Origin of the sequence: Janthinobacterium sp. (assembly GCF_009923995.1) — a bacterium.
In the GTDB taxonomy this organism is placed as follows: Bacteria; Pseudomonadota; Gammaproteobacteria; order Burkholderiales; family Burkholderiaceae_D; genus Janthinobacterium.
In genome coordinates this window covers 32779-48077 of the sequence record NZ_RFSK01000036.1, presented here as the reverse complement: position 1 = coordinate 48077, position 15299 = coordinate 32779, and the positions used below count along the sequence as shown (strand labels likewise).

General features: G+C 59.2%; 15 protein-coding genes. 7 read left to right on the top strand and 8 right to left on the bottom strand.

The features are described from left to right. Positions 1 to 19 precede the first annotated feature (19 nt). Entirely contained in the window at positions 20 to 427 is a 408-nt protein-coding gene (locus EBS11_RS17830; RefSeq protein WP_290604886.1) for a hypothetical protein, read from the bottom strand. A gap of 317 nt (positions 428 to 744) precedes the next feature. On the opposite strand from EBS11_RS17830, the gene EBS11_RS17825 reads away from it, so the two are divergent. Then, positions 745 to 1758 (top strand): bile acid:sodium symporter family protein, encoded by a 1014-nt coding sequence (locus EBS11_RS17825; RefSeq protein WP_290604884.1) that lies wholly within the window; start codon positions 745 to 747, stop codon positions 1756 to 1758. Positions 1759 to 1952: 194 nt separating this feature from the next. Next, positions 1953 to 3755 (top strand): AAA family ATPase, encoded by a 1803-nt coding sequence (locus EBS11_RS17820; RefSeq protein WP_290604882.1) that lies wholly within the window; start codon positions 1953 to 1955, stop codon positions 3753 to 3755. A gap of 317 nt (positions 3756 to 4072) precedes the next feature. On the opposite strand, the gene EBS11_RS17815 is transcribed toward EBS11_RS17820, so the two are convergent. After that, the gene (locus tag EBS11_RS17815; RefSeq protein ID WP_290604880.1) at positions 4073 to 4378 is read right to left on the bottom strand and encodes a hypothetical protein; all 306 of its coding nucleotides are present in this window, start codon (positions 4376 to 4378) and stop codon (positions 4073 to 4075) included. A gap of 63 nt (positions 4379 to 4441) precedes the next feature. Between EBS11_RS17815 and modA the strand changes: the two genes are divergently transcribed. Genes modA through EBS11_RS17795 form a run of 4 tightly spaced genes read left to right on the top strand, consistent with a single transcriptional unit; the run spans position 4442 to position 7402 of the window. After that, positions 4442 to 5200 carry a molybdate ABC transporter substrate-binding protein gene (gene modA / locus EBS11_RS17810; protein ID WP_290604878.1) on the top strand — a complete coding sequence of 253 codons (759 nt, stop codon included), beginning with the start codon at positions 4442 to 4444 and terminating at the stop codon, positions 5198 to 5200. A gap of 15 nt (positions 5201 to 5215) precedes the next feature. Then, entirely contained in the window at positions 5216 to 5887 is a 672-nt protein-coding gene (modB, locus tag EBS11_RS17805; protein WP_290604876.1) for a molybdate ABC transporter permease subunit, read from the top strand. A gap of 5 nt (positions 5888 to 5892) precedes the next feature. After that, complete coding sequence (locus EBS11_RS17800; protein WP_290604874.1) at positions 5893 to 6594, top strand: ATP-binding cassette domain-containing protein; 702 nt, start codon at positions 5893 to 5895, stop codon at positions 6592 to 6594. Positions 6595 to 6634: 40 nt separating this feature from the next. Continuing rightward, entirely contained in the window at positions 6635 to 7402 is a 768-nt protein-coding gene (locus tag EBS11_RS17795) for a TOBE domain-containing protein (protein ID WP_290604910.1), read from the top strand. Positions 7403 to 7469: 67 nt separating this feature from the next. On the opposite strand, the gene EBS11_RS17790 is transcribed toward EBS11_RS17795, so the two are convergent. Then, entirely contained in the window at positions 7470 to 10544 is a 3075-nt protein-coding gene (locus EBS11_RS17790) for a response regulator (protein WP_290604873.1), read from the bottom strand. 249 nt (positions 10545 to 10793) lie between these two features. Between EBS11_RS17790 and fnr the strand changes: the two genes are divergently transcribed. Beyond that, positions 10794 to 11552, top strand: coding sequence for a fumarate/nitrate reduction transcriptional regulator Fnr (gene fnr, locus EBS11_RS17785; protein ID WP_290604871.1), 759 nt, complete (start codon positions 10794 to 10796; stop codon positions 11550 to 11552). A gap of 2 nt (positions 11553 to 11554) precedes the next feature. Here fnr and EBS11_RS17780 read toward each other — a convergent pair whose 3' ends face one another. The 5 genes from EBS11_RS17780 to ccoO form a co-directional block, all read right to left on the bottom strand. Further along, positions 11555 to 12079 (bottom strand): FixH family protein, encoded by a 525-nt coding sequence (locus EBS11_RS17780; protein WP_290604869.1) that lies wholly within the window; start codon positions 12077 to 12079, stop codon positions 11555 to 11557. A gap of 101 nt (positions 12080 to 12180) precedes the next feature. Beyond that, complete coding sequence (gene ccoG / locus EBS11_RS17775; protein ID WP_290604867.1) at positions 12181 to 13560, bottom strand: cytochrome c oxidase accessory protein CcoG; 1380 nt, start codon at positions 13558 to 13560, stop codon at positions 12181 to 12183. A gap of 4 nt (positions 13561 to 13564) precedes the next feature. Continuing rightward, the gene (gene ccoP, locus EBS11_RS17770; RefSeq protein ID WP_290604865.1) at positions 13565 to 14485 is read right to left on the bottom strand and encodes a cytochrome-c oxidase, cbb3-type subunit III; all 921 of its coding nucleotides are present in this window, start codon (positions 14483 to 14485) and stop codon (positions 13565 to 13567) included. Beyond that, positions 14478 to 14678, bottom strand: a complete 201-nt coding sequence (locus EBS11_RS17765; protein ID WP_290604863.1) for a cbb3-type cytochrome c oxidase subunit 3 — start codon at positions 14676 to 14678, stop codon at positions 14478 to 14480. The genes ccoP and EBS11_RS17765 overlap by 8 nt, the downstream gene beginning before the upstream one ends. 1 nt (position 14679) lies before the next feature. Further along, positions 14680 to 15294, bottom strand: a complete 615-nt coding sequence (gene ccoO, locus EBS11_RS17760; RefSeq protein WP_290604861.1) for a cytochrome-c oxidase, cbb3-type subunit II — start codon at positions 15292 to 15294, stop codon at positions 14680 to 14682. Positions 15295 to 15299: the final 5 nt, after the last annotated feature.

The window sequence follows — 15299 nt, the reverse complement described above, 5'->3', positions numbered from 1 at the left end:
GGCATTTTTTTTGCCTGCTTCAGTTGGTCTTGACGGTTTCGGCAGCCGCTTGCGGGGGCAGCGCTGTCTCCGGCACGATGGCAATATCGCGCATCTGGATGGTTGTCGTCGGGGGATAATCAAATCCCGCTCCCGTATTCCGGTCGACGATGTAGCCGATGCCGCCGCCCAACAGAATATTGCCCCACACGGCGCCGTTCGATTTCGATACCAGGGTCGAATTTCCCGACAGATTGCCCTTCTTGCAGTCAATGATCATGTCGCCCGTGCTCTTGTGCACCATGACGCTGCCCGGGCTGACAACGAACCAGTTGCCGGCGTCGTTGCTGAGATTGCAGCCTATGCCGGACACTTCCTTGCTGTCATGGATGGTTTGGATGGAAACAGGTTGAAATTTTTCGCCTGCGACGGATGCGCAGCCAGTCAATACCAGTGCTGCCAAAAGAATAGATAACTTATACATATTAGCCCTAGATCTCGTTATAATTTTTAAAACGAACCAGTGTAAATTAGCATTATTTATTTATCTATGAAAATATTTCGATTATGCAAATTTTGTTTCTTTTTAGATGAATCCCGGGGAATCTGCATGGGTTTCGTAGTGCTCTCCCGGCATTCCCCGCGCATGATGTTTACCGATGAGGAATCGAGTTCAACGGTAGAATAGCCAGCAAAGGCGTCGTTTCCGGCGCTCCATCATCCCTGGCACAGCGTTGCACGGCTGCGCCGCTACCAGGCTACTGCATGTCTTCTTTCTCTCCCGCTGCCCTGCTGCGCAATCTGAAACCCGATAATTTCACCATCGCCCTGCTCGTCACCGTGGCACTGGCCAGTTTCCTGCCCTGCACGGGCCAGACGGCCGTGGTCTTCGGCAATATCACCACCGTTGCCATCGGCGCCCTGTTCTTCCTGCATGGCGCCAAGCTGTCGCGCGAAGCCGTGGTGGCCGGCATCATGCACTGGCGCTTGCACTTGCTGGTACTGGTCAGCACCTTTGTCCTGTTCCCCCTGCTGGGCCTGGCCCTGCGCCCGCTGGCGCTGACCTTCCTCACGCCCGACCTGTACGTGGGCATCCTGTTCCTGTGCGCCCTGCCCTCGACCGTGCAATCGTCGATCGCCTTGACGGCCATGGCGCGCGGCAACGTGCCGGCCGCCATCTGCAGCGCCTCGGCCTCGAATTTCATCGGCATCTTCCTCGCGCCGATTCTCGTCGGCTTGCTGGTGGCGAAAGGCGCGGAAAGCAAGTCCTCGGTCGATGCCGTGCTGTCCATCGTCATGCAGCTGCTGCTGCCTTTCCTCGCCGGCCAGTTCCTGCGCCGCTGGATCGGCCGCTGGGTGGACCGCCATAAGGCCATGCTGAAATTCGTCGACCAGGGCTCGATCCTGCTGGTGGTCTACACGGCCTTCAGCGAAGCCGTCAGCGAAGGTCTGTGGCACACGATTTCGGTGGAAACCCTGGTGGCCCTGGGCGTGTTCAGCATCGTGCTGCTGGCGCTGGTGCTGGGCCTGATGACATTCATCAGCCGCCGCCTGGGCTTTTCCAAGGAAGACGAGATCGCCATCGTCTTCTGCGGCTCGAAGAAAAGCCTGGCCAGCGGCGTGCCCATGGCCAAGGTGCTGTTCGCCACCCACTCGCTGGGCATGGTGATCCTGCCGCTGATGCTGTTCCATCAGATTCAGTTGATGATCTGCGCCGTGATCGCGCAGCGCTATGCGCGCAGGGATGAGGGACAGGACATGCCGACATCAATGTCTTAAATTATTTTAGATTTTTAGCCGGATAAATGCAATAAAATTGCTTTCCAATACTGTTTTATGAAATATTTTGCTGTTAATGAATTCATCTAAGATTTTTCAATTTTATTAATTGAGATTATTAAATTTTGAGGTATGAATTTTTATTCCAAAAAAATTTATAATCAATGATGCTATTTTTCTAAAAATTTAAACATATGCAACTTAAATCAATTTTTATCGAAAATTATAAATCTTTTTATGAGAGAAGAAAAGTTGAAATAGGGGAAGGCTTTAACTTATTTCTTGGTGCGAACAATTCTGGAAAAACAACATTGCTTGAAGCGTTGGACTTAGTGCAAGGACGATCAGTGCCACATCGTTCGTCTTTAAGTTTGCCTACGTACGGAGCAGTTCTAGAGTCCCGTGTGCATAGTAGCCTACAAGTTTCTATAGAAACTTCGATTTCTGAATTGAGGGAGCTTTGTGGCGATGAAGTAATGATACCAATCCCTATTGACTTTAAAGATAGGATTCTCGGAATGGATCATGCCGAAGGAGCCTTTCGATTAATATCCGGTAGTCCTGAAATTGTTATTAACTTAGATTTCCGTGATTATTTGCAAATTTCAGTTAAAACGACATTTGGTTTGTCGTCTAATGTTGCTTACAATCAACAAGCAAGTACACATGTTTTGCAATTAACTTACTCTTCTGGGAAAAATGACTTTCCAATTTGTCGAGTAGTAAATTTTACAGGGCACCCTGTTCCTCTGAAATTCAATGAAATATTTAAAAGATTTTTTTATCGATTTTCGGCACAAAGAAATTCAACAGGTAAATCTGGTTTTACTAACTTACCCGTTGCTCTTGCACCGGATGCGAACAATTTAGCATTCTGCTTAAGTCAGCTACAAGCTAGCGATGCGCACGGACATAGCGAATTGTGTGCTTGGGTGAACCGTATTTTTCCATCTATAAATTGGGTGCAAGCTCCCATCGTTGATAATAATCAATGGGGAATTGAGTGTCTTCCATGCAAACCTCAAGATCGTCGTGATGACCTAGCAATACCGCTTCATCAAATGGGAACAGGTATTGGCAATGTGCTTGCTATACTTTACGTCGTAAAAACAGCGAGACGGCCACAAGTTATTGCAATTGACGAACCAAATTCGTTTCTACACCCTAGAGCTCTGCGAGAACTATTGCAGATATTAGCGGCAGAAGGAAAGAATCATCAATATATTCTTACAGCTCATTCCGCCGAGGTACTAACAGCTATTAAACCTACGTGGGTAACTATGTTTTCATCTTTCACCGGACAAACTACTGTTCGACAAGTCCCAGGTATCGGTGTTGCAGATCTTCGAGTTGAGCTATCAGATTTGGGTATTCGCATGACGGATTTACATGGTCGAGACCGTGTATTATGGGTAGAAGGACAGACTGAAGAGTTAGTGATTCCCGAACTATTGCAGTTCTTTTGTCCCCAGCTAGCAGCAGGGACTGCGGTACTTAGGGTAGAACATACTGGTACTTTTGATAAGAAAAAGGGCATATCAGCTGCGGAGGTGGCAAAAATATATAAACGTTTAAGTTCTTCATCGGCATTGGTTCCTCCAATGGTGGGAATTTTGTTAGATCGCGAAAACAAAACTTCGGCGGAATGTGAAAAAATAGAAAATGAATCTTCTGGAATTCTTCGATTTCTGGAAAAAACAATGCTTGAAGATTATGTTTTAGATCCTACTGCAATTGCTTCTGTCCTATTAGATTTGGGCGAAAAATGTAATGAGGAAATGGTAAAAAATATTATTATGGATGAAGCCAATAAGGAAAAAAATGCTGCCGATAAATTAGCAGAAGTTTTTACAAAAATTTCATCTGCCAGACATATTTTCAGAAAAACTAGCCATACACCAAAAATTGTAATTTGGTTGTTGAATAATAATCCATTATATTTGCAGCCTCTGGGTAATTTTTTAAATAATATTATTGAAAGGGATTTAAAGGTATAGCTGCAGATTGGGCTGCAGCAGGTTTCATAAAAAAATAGAAAATCTTTTTTCATCGTAATGTATTTATTTACCAATTTTTGCTCACGCACCGTCGAAGAAAGTGAGCGCAAGACTTTCTAGATATAAGTCCATGCTTTAGTAATCTCTTGCAGTAATTCCAAACGGTTAATTATTTTAGCCCTCCACTGCCATATTAATGGCTACATTGACGTTTTCCATAATGAGGTTGAGCGATTATTCACCGCACTCCCCTAGAGATGCTCTGGATGTGGGCATCGCTGCCGGGGATGAACAAATGTGGCTGAATGCCACTCACCTTATACGCTTCTGCGCGTTGCTTCCCCGAGTTGAAGTTCATTCTCAATGTGGAAATGCTGAGCGCATAGTTGAACTTGCGTAAACACGACACGTTCCTTGGTGTCAATGGCAATGATCACTACTTGTCCTTGCTCGCCACTTGCTGGATGCCTTTGAGATTTGGAAATATCTTCAGATAATATAGAAACCATGTGGTCATGAACGACACCACCACTTTTCCTCGATGGTACTGACGGCAAGCTCATCGATGGTTTTTCCCCGATAATTTCATATTTCTCAAATCCCGATTGTTTGACTTGCGCCATGGCAGAACGCTATATCTCAGTGTATATTACGGTCCTTGTTCTCTTCTCTTTAAGGATACGACCATGCGCCTCACTTCCCTCGCCAAGCTCCTCGGCACCGCCCTCCTCGCCATCGCCGCCTCGTCCGCCCTTGCCGGCGAAGTGGTGGTGTCGGCCGCGGCCAGCCTGACGAATGCGTTCAAGGATGCGGCGCAGGGCTATGAGGCGCAGTATCCGGGCAGCAAGGTGTCCCTGAACTTCGCCGCCTCGGGCGTGCTGCTGCAGCAGATCGTCAAGGGCGCGCCCGTCGACGTGTTTGCCTCGGCCGACCAGGAAACCATGGATGCGGCGCAAAAGCAGGGCCTGGTGCTGCCGGCCGACCGTCACGACTTCGTCAGCAACAGCCTGGTGCTGATCGTGCCGCATGACAGCAAGCTGGGCATCAAGGCGCTGGCCGACCTGACGCAGAAGGGCGTGACCCGCGTGGCCATCGCCAATCCGGCCAGCGTGCCCGTCGGCCGCTATTCGGAAGGCGCGCTGAAGAAGGCGAAACTGTGGGACGCCGTGCAGTCGAAAGCCATCAGCACGCAGAACGTGCGCCAGTCGCTCGATTACGTGGCGCGCGGCGAAGTCGATGCGGGCTTCGTGTATGGCACCGACGCGGCCATCATGAAGGATAAAGTCAACGTGGTGCTGGAAGTGCCGCTGGAGGCGCCCGTGCTGTACCCGATCGCCACCATCAAGGACAGCGCCAACCAGGCCGAAGCGAAGCGTTTCGTCAGCTACCTGCAGACGGCGCCGGCGCAAGCCATCCTGGCCAAGTACGGCTTCAAGAAACCCTAACGCCACCGCGCCCGCATGGATATTGCCTGGACCGCGCTGGCCCTGTCGCTGAAGGTGGCGGCGTGGGCCACGGCGCTCAATTTGCTGCTCGGCATCGGTACGGGCTATCTCCTGGCGCGCACTCGCTTTCCCGGGCGCGAGCTGCTCGACGCCCTCCTGACCCTGCCCATGGTGATGCCGCCCACCGTGCTCGGCTATTACCTGCTGGTGCTGCTGGGCCGCCGCGGCACCCTCGGCATCTGGCTGCAGGACAACTTCGGCATCAACCTGATCTTTACGTGGCAGGGCGCCGTCATCGCTTCCACGGTGGTCGCCTTTCCCCTCGTCTTCAAGCCCGCGCGCGCCGCCTTCGAGGCCGTCGACGGCCAGCTGGAACAGGCCGCCCGCGTGCTGGGCATCTCGGAAATGGCGATTTTCTTCCGCGTGACCCTGCCGCTGGCCTGGCGCGGCATCCTCGCCGGCGTGCTGCTGGGCTTCGTGCGCGCGCTGGGCGAGTTCGGCGCCACCCTGATGGTGGCCGGCAGCATTCCCGGCAAGACGCAGACCCTGTCCGTGGCCGTGTATGAAGCCGTGCAGGCGGGCCAGGACGACGTCGCCAACACCCTCGTGCTGATCACCTCCATCGTGTGTATCGTGGTGCTGCTGTCGGCTGGCCGCCTGGCGCCCGGGCGCATCGTTCACAAATGACGCCCATGCAACTCGACCTCGACCTTCGCGCCACCTTGCGCTCCGGCAAACGCCGTTTCGACATGCACGTGCAATGCACGTCGCACAGCCAGCGCATCGCCGTGTATGGCCCGTCCGGGGCCGGCAAGAGCATGACCCTGAAAGCCATTGCCGGACTCTTTACCCCGGACGCCGGCCATATCCGCCTCAATGGGCGCACCCTGTTCGATTCGGCCGCCGGCATCAATTTGCCGCCGCAGCAGCGCAACGTGGCCTACCTGTTCCAGGACTACGCCCTGTTCCCGCACCTGACGGTGCGCCAGAACGTGGGCTTCGGCCTGGCGCGGGGCTGGTTCAACCCCCGCGCGCGCGAAAAACTGCAGAAGGTCGACCACTGGCTCGATGCGTTTCACCTGCAGGAGCTGGCGCACCAGTTCCCCGACGAGTTGTCCGGCGGCCAGCGCCAAAGGGTGGCGCTGGCAAGGGCACTCGTGGCCGAGCCGGCCGCGCTGCTGCTCGACGAGCCGTTTGCCGCCCTCGATCCCGCCCTGCGTGTCAAAATGCGCCTGGAACTGAGCCAGTGGCAGCAGCGCCTGGACGTGCCCATGATCCTGATCACACATGATCCGGAAGATGCGCGCATCCTGGGCGAACATGTGCTTTACTTGCGCGACGGACAAATTGACAGCATGGAAGAAAATACGGCATTGGGTGAACGCATTGGATAAATCGGCGACAGCGGAAATCGGCCTGCAGGGCTCGGTATGGATGACGGTGGGCGGCGAGCACCTGGGAGGGGCCGGGCGCGTGGAATTGCTGGGCGCCATCGCCGAGTGCGGCTCCATCACGCAGGCGGCCAAGCTCGTCAAGATGAGCTACAAGGCGGCCTGGGACGCCATCGACGCCATGAACAACCTGGCCGGCGAACCGCTGGTCGAGCGCCTGACGGGCGGCAAGGGCGGCGGCGGCACGCGGCTGACGCAACGGGGACGCCAGCTGGTCGACAATTTCCGTATCATCGAGCGTGAGCATGCCCGCTACCTGCGCCAGCTGGGCAGCCAGGCGGAAGGCATCGCCGACGATCTTTTACTCATACGGAGAATGGCCATGAAAACCACCGCACGCAATCAATTCCTGGGCAAGGTTACTGAACTGAAACAGGGTGCCGTCAACGATGAAGTCACCCTGGAATTGCCGGGCGGCCAGCAGATCGTTGCCGTCGTCACGCAGGGCAGCAGCGCCAGCCTGGGCCTGGCGCCGGGCGCGGAAGCGTTTGCGCTGATCAAGGCCTCGTCCATCATCCTCGTGGCCGACAGCGCAGGCGCGCGCTTTTCGGCGCGCAACCAATTGGCCGGCACCGTCACGCGCGTGCAGACGGGCGCCGTCAACACGGAAGTGGTGCTGGACCTGCCCCGCGGCGGCACGATTGCCGCCATCATCACGAACCAGAGCAGCGCCGACCTGGGCATCGCCATCGGCAGCAGCGTGACGGCCATCTTCAAGGCGTCCAGCGTGATCCTGGGCGTGCCCGCGTAAACGGCGACGCTGAGCAAAGTTCCGGGGTCAGACCCGATGGGTCTGACCCCGGCCTTACGTTGCAGGCCTAATCCTCCAGCCTGGACAGCCATTCGCGCGCCGCGGCCAGCGCCAGTTCCAGCTCCTCCCCCGCCCCCGACAGCAGCGCCGGCACCTCGTCGTGGCGGCCCGCATCGATGGCTTCCTCGGTGGCGAAGGCGGCGCGGATCAGGCGTTTCGTGCCCAGCGTGCCCACGGAGCCGCGCAAGCCGTGCAGGATGCGCGCCACCTCGCTGTGGCGGCCCGCCTGCAGCGCCGTTTCGGCATCGCGCACGGGCGTCATGCCCTTGTTCAGCGCATCTTCCACCATGCGCCGCAGCACCCCGCGGCCTTTCGCGTCGCGGCCCATCACGCGCATCAGCGGCGCCATGGTAAACACCTCGTCATCGACGGGCGGTGCGGCGCTGGCCGGCTGCGCGGGCGGCCGCTTGGGCAGGTGCCGGTTGATCACTTCCATCATTTCCTCCACCACGACGGGCTTGGCGATGAAGTCGGTAATGCCGGCCGACATGCAGCGTTCGCGTTCGGACGCCAGCACGCCGGCCGTCATGGCGATCACGGGCAGCTGCAGGCGCAGCTCCGTGCGGATCAGCTGGGTGGCGCTGAAACCGTCCATGACGGGCATCTGCATGTCCATCAGCACGATGTCGTAGCGCAGCGCTTCCATGCGCAGCCGTTCCACGGCCTGCAAGCCGTCGCCCACCACGTCCAGGGTGGCGCCCATGTGCTCGAGGATGCCGCGTGCCACGGCCTGGTTCAAATGATTGTCTTCCACCAGCAGGAAGTGCACGCCGGCCAGTTCCGTGCCCAGCGGCTGGTGCAGCATGCGCTGTTCGCCGCCGTCGTTCTGCGCGATCAGCGCCTGGTGCAGGGCATCGAACAGGCTCGATCCCGTGATGGGCTTCATCAGCACGACATCGGCCTCGGCCGCGCTGGAGATTTCTTCCAGGTGGTTGCGCGCGAAGGCGTTGACCATCACCACGATGGGCTGGCGCTGGCCGGACGCGGCTTGCCGGATGGCCTTGGCCGTGGCCAGGCCATCCATGACGGGCATGTGCCAGTCGGCCAGCACCACGTCGTAGGGCTGCTGCTGCGCCAGGCGTTCGCGGTACAGCTCGATGGCGGCAAAGCCCGAGTCCACCTCGTCCGCATTCCAGCCCCAGGCATGGATGAGCTTGACGATCAGTTCGCGCGTGGTGCGGTTGTCGTCGGCCACCAGCAGGCGCAGCGGTCCCAGGGTGGGCGTGCGGCGCGCTTCGGCCGGCTGCGCCAGCACCTCGAACGGCACGCTGAACCAGAAGCGGCTGCCCTTGCCTTCGCTGCTGGCGACGGCGATTTCGCCGCCCATCATGTGGATCAGGTGCTTGCTGATGGCCAGGCCCAGGCCCGTGCCGCCGAAGCGCCGCGTGATGCTCTGGTCGCCCTGGGAAAAGGCCGTGAACAGCTGGGCCTGCTGCTGGGTCGTCATGCCGATGCCCGTGTCGCGCACCTCGAAGCGCAGCCAGGCCCGTTCCTGGCTGCCGTCGGCCAGGCTGACGGCCACCACCACTTCGCCGCTCTCGGTAAACTTGATGGCATTGCCGGCCAGGTTGACGAGGATTTGCTGCAGGCGCTGGGCGTCGCCGACGAGGCGGCGCGGCACGTCGGGCTCGACGGCGATGGCCAGTTCCAGCTCTTTCTCGCCCGCGTTCATGGTCATCGTCGTGGCCAGCGTATTCATGACCTCGTCGAGGTCGAATTCGACGGGCGACAAGTCCATGCGGCGCGCCTCGATCTTGGAAAAATCGAGCACATCGTTGAGGATGCCCAACAGGGACTGCCCCGCCACGCGTACCATGGTCAGGTACTTGCGCTGTTCGATGTTGAGCTTGGTATTTCCCAGCAGATACACCATGCCCAGCACGGCGTTCAGGGGCGTGCGGATTTCATGGCTCATGTTGGCCACGAAGTCGCTCTTGGCGCGGTTGGCCGCCTCGGCGCGGTCGCGTTCCTGCTCCAGCTCCAGGGCGCGCGCCTCGACTTCCTGCTGCAGCCGGTCGCGCTCGCTCATCAGGCCGTTGAACGCGTCCGTCAGCTCGCCGATCTCGTCGCGCTGCTGCACCGGCACGGGGGTAAAGCGCTTGCCCGAGGCGCGCAGCGACAGCAGCGTGTCGCGCAGGCGCACCAGGGGCGACAGCAGGCGCACGGTGACCCAGCCCAGCACGGCCGCGGCCAGCAGCGAGGCGCAGATGCTCCACAGCACCAGTCGCGACAGCACGCCGTCGAACGGTTCGAAGGCATCGGCCACGGGCAGCGAGGCGGCCAGCAGCCAGTTCACCGACTTCAAGCGCTTGAAGCTGTTGACGCCCGTGATGCCGCGGCTGTTGGTGCTGACCATGCTGCCTTCGCCGTCTTCCTTGAGCAGCTGCGTGGTGACGACGTTGGCGCCCGCCGCGCGCGGCTGCAGCAGGCGGCTGGCGTCGGGATGCAGCACGTAGCGGGGCACGGCTTCGCGCGTGAGGATGAAAAAATAGCCGCTCTTGCCCACCTTGGCCGTGCGCAAACGCCCCAGCATGTTGTCCTTGTACAGGCGCAGCACGCCGATGACGATGCCGGCCACCTCGCCGTTGTTGTCCAGCACAGGGGCGACCATCTGCACGATGGGCAAATGGCTGGTCTTGCCCAGCATCGGCTCCGTGATCATGGCCTGCCTGGTGCGCATGACGGTCTGGAAATAGCCGCGGTCGGCCACGTCGGTGCCGTTGCGCCCCTGCACCTCGGGCACGTTGGCCACCACCTTGCCCTGCGTATCGAGCACGAGCACGTCGTCGAACAGGGCCAGCATGGCGCGCTGCGTGTAGTAGTCGCGCAATGCGCCGGCGTCGGCCATCAGGGCGGGCGGCTGGTGGCGCGCCGTCTGGGTGATGATGTCGAGCAGCATGGCCAGCTTGTCGTCGAGCTCCTCGGCCGTGCGCTCGATCAGCGCCGTTTGCTGGCTCAGCAGCACTTGCGTGAAATCGTCGCGCATGTGCTTGACCTGCACCACGGTGACCACGGCGATCATGGCGATCGAGGTCAGGCTGGTGGCCAGCGCGACTTTTGCTTTAATGCCGAGAGGCTTCATGATTTCCTTTGAGTACCCGGAGGCACAGGCGGCAGATAATGCTGTCAGGAATTTTCCTATCAATACTTCAACTTGGCAAGCGCAGGCCGCGTAATTTTCCGCGCTGGAACGGGCTTTTGACGATGTTGCCATAAAATTAAATGCCGGACGTCGTTTATTCAGCGAAATTACGGTGAATTGCGGTGAAATTGGCACATGGCAACGCACTATGCAGTAAACTTGTTATTGCATTTTCTAAAAGGGTCTGACATGACAGAAGCGCTACTCTCTCCAGCCGTGCCCGCCGTGAACGTGGAAGCGTTGCGTGCGCGCTGCTCGACGTGCAGCATGCATCAATTGTGCCTGCCGATGGGACTCGACGTGGGCGACATGGACCGGCTCGACCAGATCATCGGCCGCCGCCGCAAGGTCGCGCGCGGCGCCTCGCTGTTCCGCATCGGCGACTCGTTCCAGAACCTGTACGCCATCCGCCTGGGCCACTTCAAGACGTACCAGATCAATCCGGGCGGCGAAGAACAGGTGACGGGTTTCCAGATGGCCGGCGAACTGCTGGGCATGGACGCCATCAGCGCCGACCGCCACCACTGCAATGCCGTGGCGCTGGAAGACAGCGAAGTGTGTGAAATCCCGTTTTCCAGCCTGGAACAATTGCTGGGCAATATGCCCACCCTGCTGCGGCATTTTCACCGCATGATGAGCCAGGAAATCACGCGCGAGCAAAGCGTCATGCTGTTGCTGGGCAATATGCAGGCGACGCAGCGCTTTGCCGCCTTCATTGTCAACCTGGCGTCGCGCTACGAGGCGCGGGGCTATTCGGGCAGCAATTTCCAGCTGCGCATGTCGCGCGAGGAAATCGGCAATTACTTGGGACTGACCATCGAGAGCGTCAGCCGGCTCTTGTCGAAATTCAAGAAGGAAGGCTGGCTGCGCGTCTCCAACCGCGAAATTGAAATCCTGCAGCCCGCGAAATTGAAAGCCATCACGGCCGGCACGGATACCTGCAAATAGGTCTACAGTTCCTCGTCCGCGTGCAGCGCGATGCTGCGCTGCAGGGGCCAGGTCCAGATGCCGGACAGGCGCCATTCGCGCTTGTCGTTTTCCACCAGCACCTGCCAGCGGCTGCGCTCGAGCATCGGCAGGGCCACCGAGAAATTGCCGGCCGCATCGGGCTGCACCAGCAGCCTGATATCCTTCTCCGGCAACGTCGCATGCGCCAGGTGCAGCTGCAAGGGCGCCTGGTAAGCCTTGCCGAAGCTGTGCACGGAGCCGCTCAGGCGCGCCTGCGCCACGTCGTAGGACAGGCGCGTATCCATCGCCAGGTTGCTGGCGACCGTATCGCGCCGCAAGTCCTGGTTGATGGCCTTGCCCTGCTTGTAGTAATCGCCCACCACCAGCGCGTCGGGCTGCGTAAACGCGATATACGCCATGCAGCTGCCGACGACGACGGACAGGCCGGGGCCGATCATCAGCAGCCATGGCCAGCGATGCTTGTACCACGGGGCAACGGGAGCTTGCAGCTTGAGACTGTCGGACATGGTATTTCTCCTGTGTAAACGGCCGGTCCCCATGCGGGGACTGACCTTCCTGCAACTTGGTGGCGGCGGCGAGGGCACCCGCTCCCCGTCCGCCTTTCCTTCTAACGTGGCACGATGAAGACCGCGTTTTCCCGCACATGCAGCGACGGGTCGTCCAGCGATTGCAGTTCGATGGCAATCTTGTTCGAACCCTTCTCGCCCACGCCGTGCGGCACGCGCAGGCGGATGGGCCAGCCCAGGGTTTCCGTCGGCTGCAGGGTCACTTCGTCGCGCGTCAGCAGGGTCAGGCCCGGCAAGCCGGAGACGCTGATCCTGAAATGCTGGCTTTGCTCCGAGGTGTTCATGATCTGCAGGCGGTAGACGTTTTCGATCATGCCGTCCTCCACTTCGCGTCCCATGGAACCGCGGTCGCGGATCACGTCCATCTTCAACGGCGTGCGCAGGGCCAGCGAGGTACACACGGCGATGATGATCAGGGCCAGGATGGACGTGTAGATCAGCACGCGCGGGCGCATGGCGCGCCGGCGGATCTGCTGCGAGTTGAAGTTGTTTTCCATCGCGTGGTCGGTACTGTAGCGTACCAGGCCACGGGGCCGGTCGACCTTGTCCATCACGCTGTTGCAGGCATCCACGCAGGCGGCGCAGCCGATGCATTCATACTGCAGGCCGTTGCGGATATCGATGCCGGTCGGACACACCTGCACGCACAGGGTGCAGTCGATGCAGTCGCCCAGCTTGGCATCGGGCGCCTTCTTGTTCAGCGCGCCGCGCGGTTCGCCCCGCTTGGCATCGTAGGTGATGATCAGGGTGTCCTGGTCGAACATGGCGCTCTGGAAGCGCGCGTAGGGGCACATGTACTTGCACACCTGCTCGCGCAGCCAGCCCGCGTTGCCGTAGGTGGCCAGGCTGTAGAACAGCACCCAGAACCATTCCCACGGACCGAAGTTCAGGGTGGTCACTTCGTGCGCCAGTTCCTTGATGGGCGTGAAGTAGCCGACGAAGGTAAAGCCCGTCCACAGGGCGATGGCGCCCCATGCCAGGTGCTTGGCCGTCTTCTTGGCCGTCTTGCGCAGCGAAGGGCCCTGCTTGTCGAGGGCCATGCGCGCGCTGCGCGTGCCCTCGATCTTGCGTTCGACCCACAGGAAGATTTCCGTGTACACCGTTTGCGGGCAGGAAAACCCGCACCACACCCGTCCCGCAATGGCCGTGACGAGGAACAGCAGATAGGCACAGATGATCAGCAGGGCCGCCAGGTAGATGAAATCCTGGGGCCACAGCACGACGCCAAAAATGTAGAACTTGCGCGTGGTCAAATCGAACAGCAGGGCTTGCCTGCCATTCCAGGTCAGCCACGGCAAGCCGTAGAACGCCAGCTGGGTAAGCCAGACGCATACCCATCGCCAGGTAGCGTAGCGTCCTTTGGCCTCGCGAGGGTAGATTTGCTCGCGGGCCGCATACATCTTGATGACTTGAGGTTCCATTACGTCATTTCACGGGCGTCTGGGGATTCGACAGGCTCCAGACATAGGCTGACAGCACGTGCACTTTCGATTCCCCGAGGAAATCGCTGAAGGCCGGCATGGTGTTGTTGCGCCCCTTGCGGATGGTTTCCATGATGGTATCGGCGCTGCCGCCGTACAGCCAGATCTTGTCCGTCAGGTTGGGCGCGCCCAGCATCTGGTTGCCCTTCGCATCGGCACCGTGACAAGCCATGCAGGCGCCGAACTTGGCCTTGCCCAGCACGGACTTGACGGGGTCCGAGGTGGAGCCGGACAGGCTCAGCACGTAGTGGGCCACGTTCTCGACATCCTGCTCGGAGCCGAGCGCAGCGCCCATCGGCGGCATTTGCCCATTGCGCCCGTGCATGATGGTGGTCTTGATGACGTCGGGTTCGCCGCCATACAGCCAGTCCCTGTCCGTCAGGTTGGGGAAGCCCTTGTTGCCGCGCGCATCCGAACCGTGGCATTGCGCGCAGTAGGTGAGGAACAGGCGCTGGCCGATGGCTTGCGCCTGCGGATCGGCGGCCACCGTCTTCAAGTCCTGGCCCAGGTACTTGTTGAACAGGGGGCCGTATTCGGCTTCCGCCTTTTTCAGCTCTTCCTCGTACTGGCCCGTGGATTTCCAGCCCAGGCTGCCTGCGTACGTGCCCAGGCCCGGATACAGGAACAGGTAGGCCAGCGCGAAGACGATGGTGATGTAGAACAGCCACATCCACCAGCGCGGCATCGGCGTGTTGAGTTCCTTCAAGTCCTCGTCCCAGACGTGGCCCGTGGTGCCGTCGGCGGGGGCGCCGGCGGCCACTTTCACCTTCGACTGCGAGTACAGCAGCACGCCGCAGCCGATGATGCCCAGCAGGGACAGCACGACGATGTAGATATTCCAGAAGCCATTGGTAAAGTCAGCCATGGTTGCGCTCCTCTTGTGCTGGCGCAACATCGGCCGCGTAGTCGAGCGCCTCGTCGGCGAACGGCAGGCGCGCCGCCGCGTCGAAGTCGCTGTTGCTGCGGCTGAATGTCCACCACAGGATGCCGACGAAGGTGGTAAAGGAAACCACCGTCATGACGCTGCTGGCGCTGTCAAACAGGTTTTCGATAGCCATGCTAATTCCTTGTTTTGATTAATGTACCGAGGCCCTGCAGATAGGCGACCAGGGCGTCTTCTTCCGTCTTGTCCTGCAGCTGCGCGGGGCCGGCGGCGATCTCCGCATCGCTGTACGGCTGGCCCAGGCGCTTCAGGGCACGCATCTTCGGCATGATGTCGTCGGGTACCAGCTTGGTCTTCGCCAGCCAGGGGTAGGCCGGCATGTTCGACTCGGGCACGACGTCGCGCGGGTTGTTCAGGTGCGTGCGGTGCCATTCGTCGCTGTAGCGGGCGCCCACGCGGGCCAGGTCCGGCCCCGTGCGCTTGGAACCCCACTGGAACGGACGGTCGTAGACGAACTCGCCGGCGACCGAATAGTGGCCATAGCGTTCCGTTTCCGCGCGCAGCGGACGCACCATCTGCGAGTGGCAGTTGTAGCAGCCTTCGCGCACGTAGATATCGCGGCCCGCCAGGCGCAGCGGCGAATACGGCTTCAGGCCGGCGACGGGCTCCGTCGTGCTCTTCTGGAAGAACAGGGGGACGATCTCGACGGCGCCGCCGATGCTGATCACCACCGTGACCAGGGCGATCAGCAGCCAGGGGTTTTTCTCAATCCATGCATGTGAAAATTTCATTTGCT

Bases quoted from the DNA above. Each gene is read 5' to 3' on its own strand.
- EBS11_RS17825 (WP_290604884.1), top strand. From the start codon at position 745: ATGTCTTCTTTCTCTCCCGCTGCCCTGCTGCGCAATCTGAAACCCGAT.
- EBS11_RS17820 (WP_290604882.1), top strand. From the start codon at position 1,953: ATGCAACTTAAATCAATTTTTATCGAAAATTATAAATCTTTTTATGAG.
- EBS11_RS17815 (WP_290604880.1), bottom strand. From the start codon at position 4,378: ATGGCGCAAGTCAAACAATCGGGATTTGAGAAATATGAAATTATCGGG.
- modA (WP_290604878.1), top strand. From the start codon at position 4,442: ATGCGCCTCACTTCCCTCGCCAAGCTCCTCGGCACCGCCCTCCTCGCC.
- modB (WP_290604876.1), top strand. From the start codon at position 5,216: ATGGATATTGCCTGGACCGCGCTGGCCCTGTCGCTGAAGGTGGCGGCG.
- EBS11_RS17800 (WP_290604874.1), top strand. From the start codon at position 5,893: ATGCAACTCGACCTCGACCTTCGCGCCACCTTGCGCTCCGGCAAACGC.
- EBS11_RS17795 (WP_290604910.1), top strand. From the start codon at position 6,635: ATGACGGTGGGCGGCGAGCACCTGGGAGGGGCCGGGCGCGTGGAATTG.
- EBS11_RS17790 (WP_290604873.1), bottom strand. From the start codon at position 10,544: ATGAAGCCTCTCGGCATTAAAGCAAAAGTCGCGCTGGCCACCAGCCTG.
- fnr (WP_290604871.1), top strand. From the start codon at position 10,794: ATGACAGAAGCGCTACTCTCTCCAGCCGTGCCCGCCGTGAACGTGGAA.
- EBS11_RS17780 (WP_290604869.1), bottom strand. From the start codon at position 12,079: ATGTCCGACAGTCTCAAGCTGCAAGCTCCCGTTGCCCCGTGGTACAAG.
- ccoG (WP_290604867.1), bottom strand. From the start codon at position 13,560: ATGGAACCTCAAGTCATCAAGATGTATGCGGCCCGCGAGCAAATCTAC.
- ccoP (WP_290604865.1), bottom strand. From the start codon at position 14,485: ATGGCTGACTTTACCAATGGCTTCTGGAATATCTACATCGTCGTGCTG.
- EBS11_RS17765 (WP_290604863.1), bottom strand. From the start codon at position 14,678: ATGGCTATCGAAAACCTGTTTGACAGCGCCAGCAGCGTCATGACGGTG.
- ccoO (WP_290604861.1), bottom strand. From the start codon at position 15,294: ATGAAATTTTCACATGCATGGATTGAGAAAAACCCCTGGCTGCTGATC.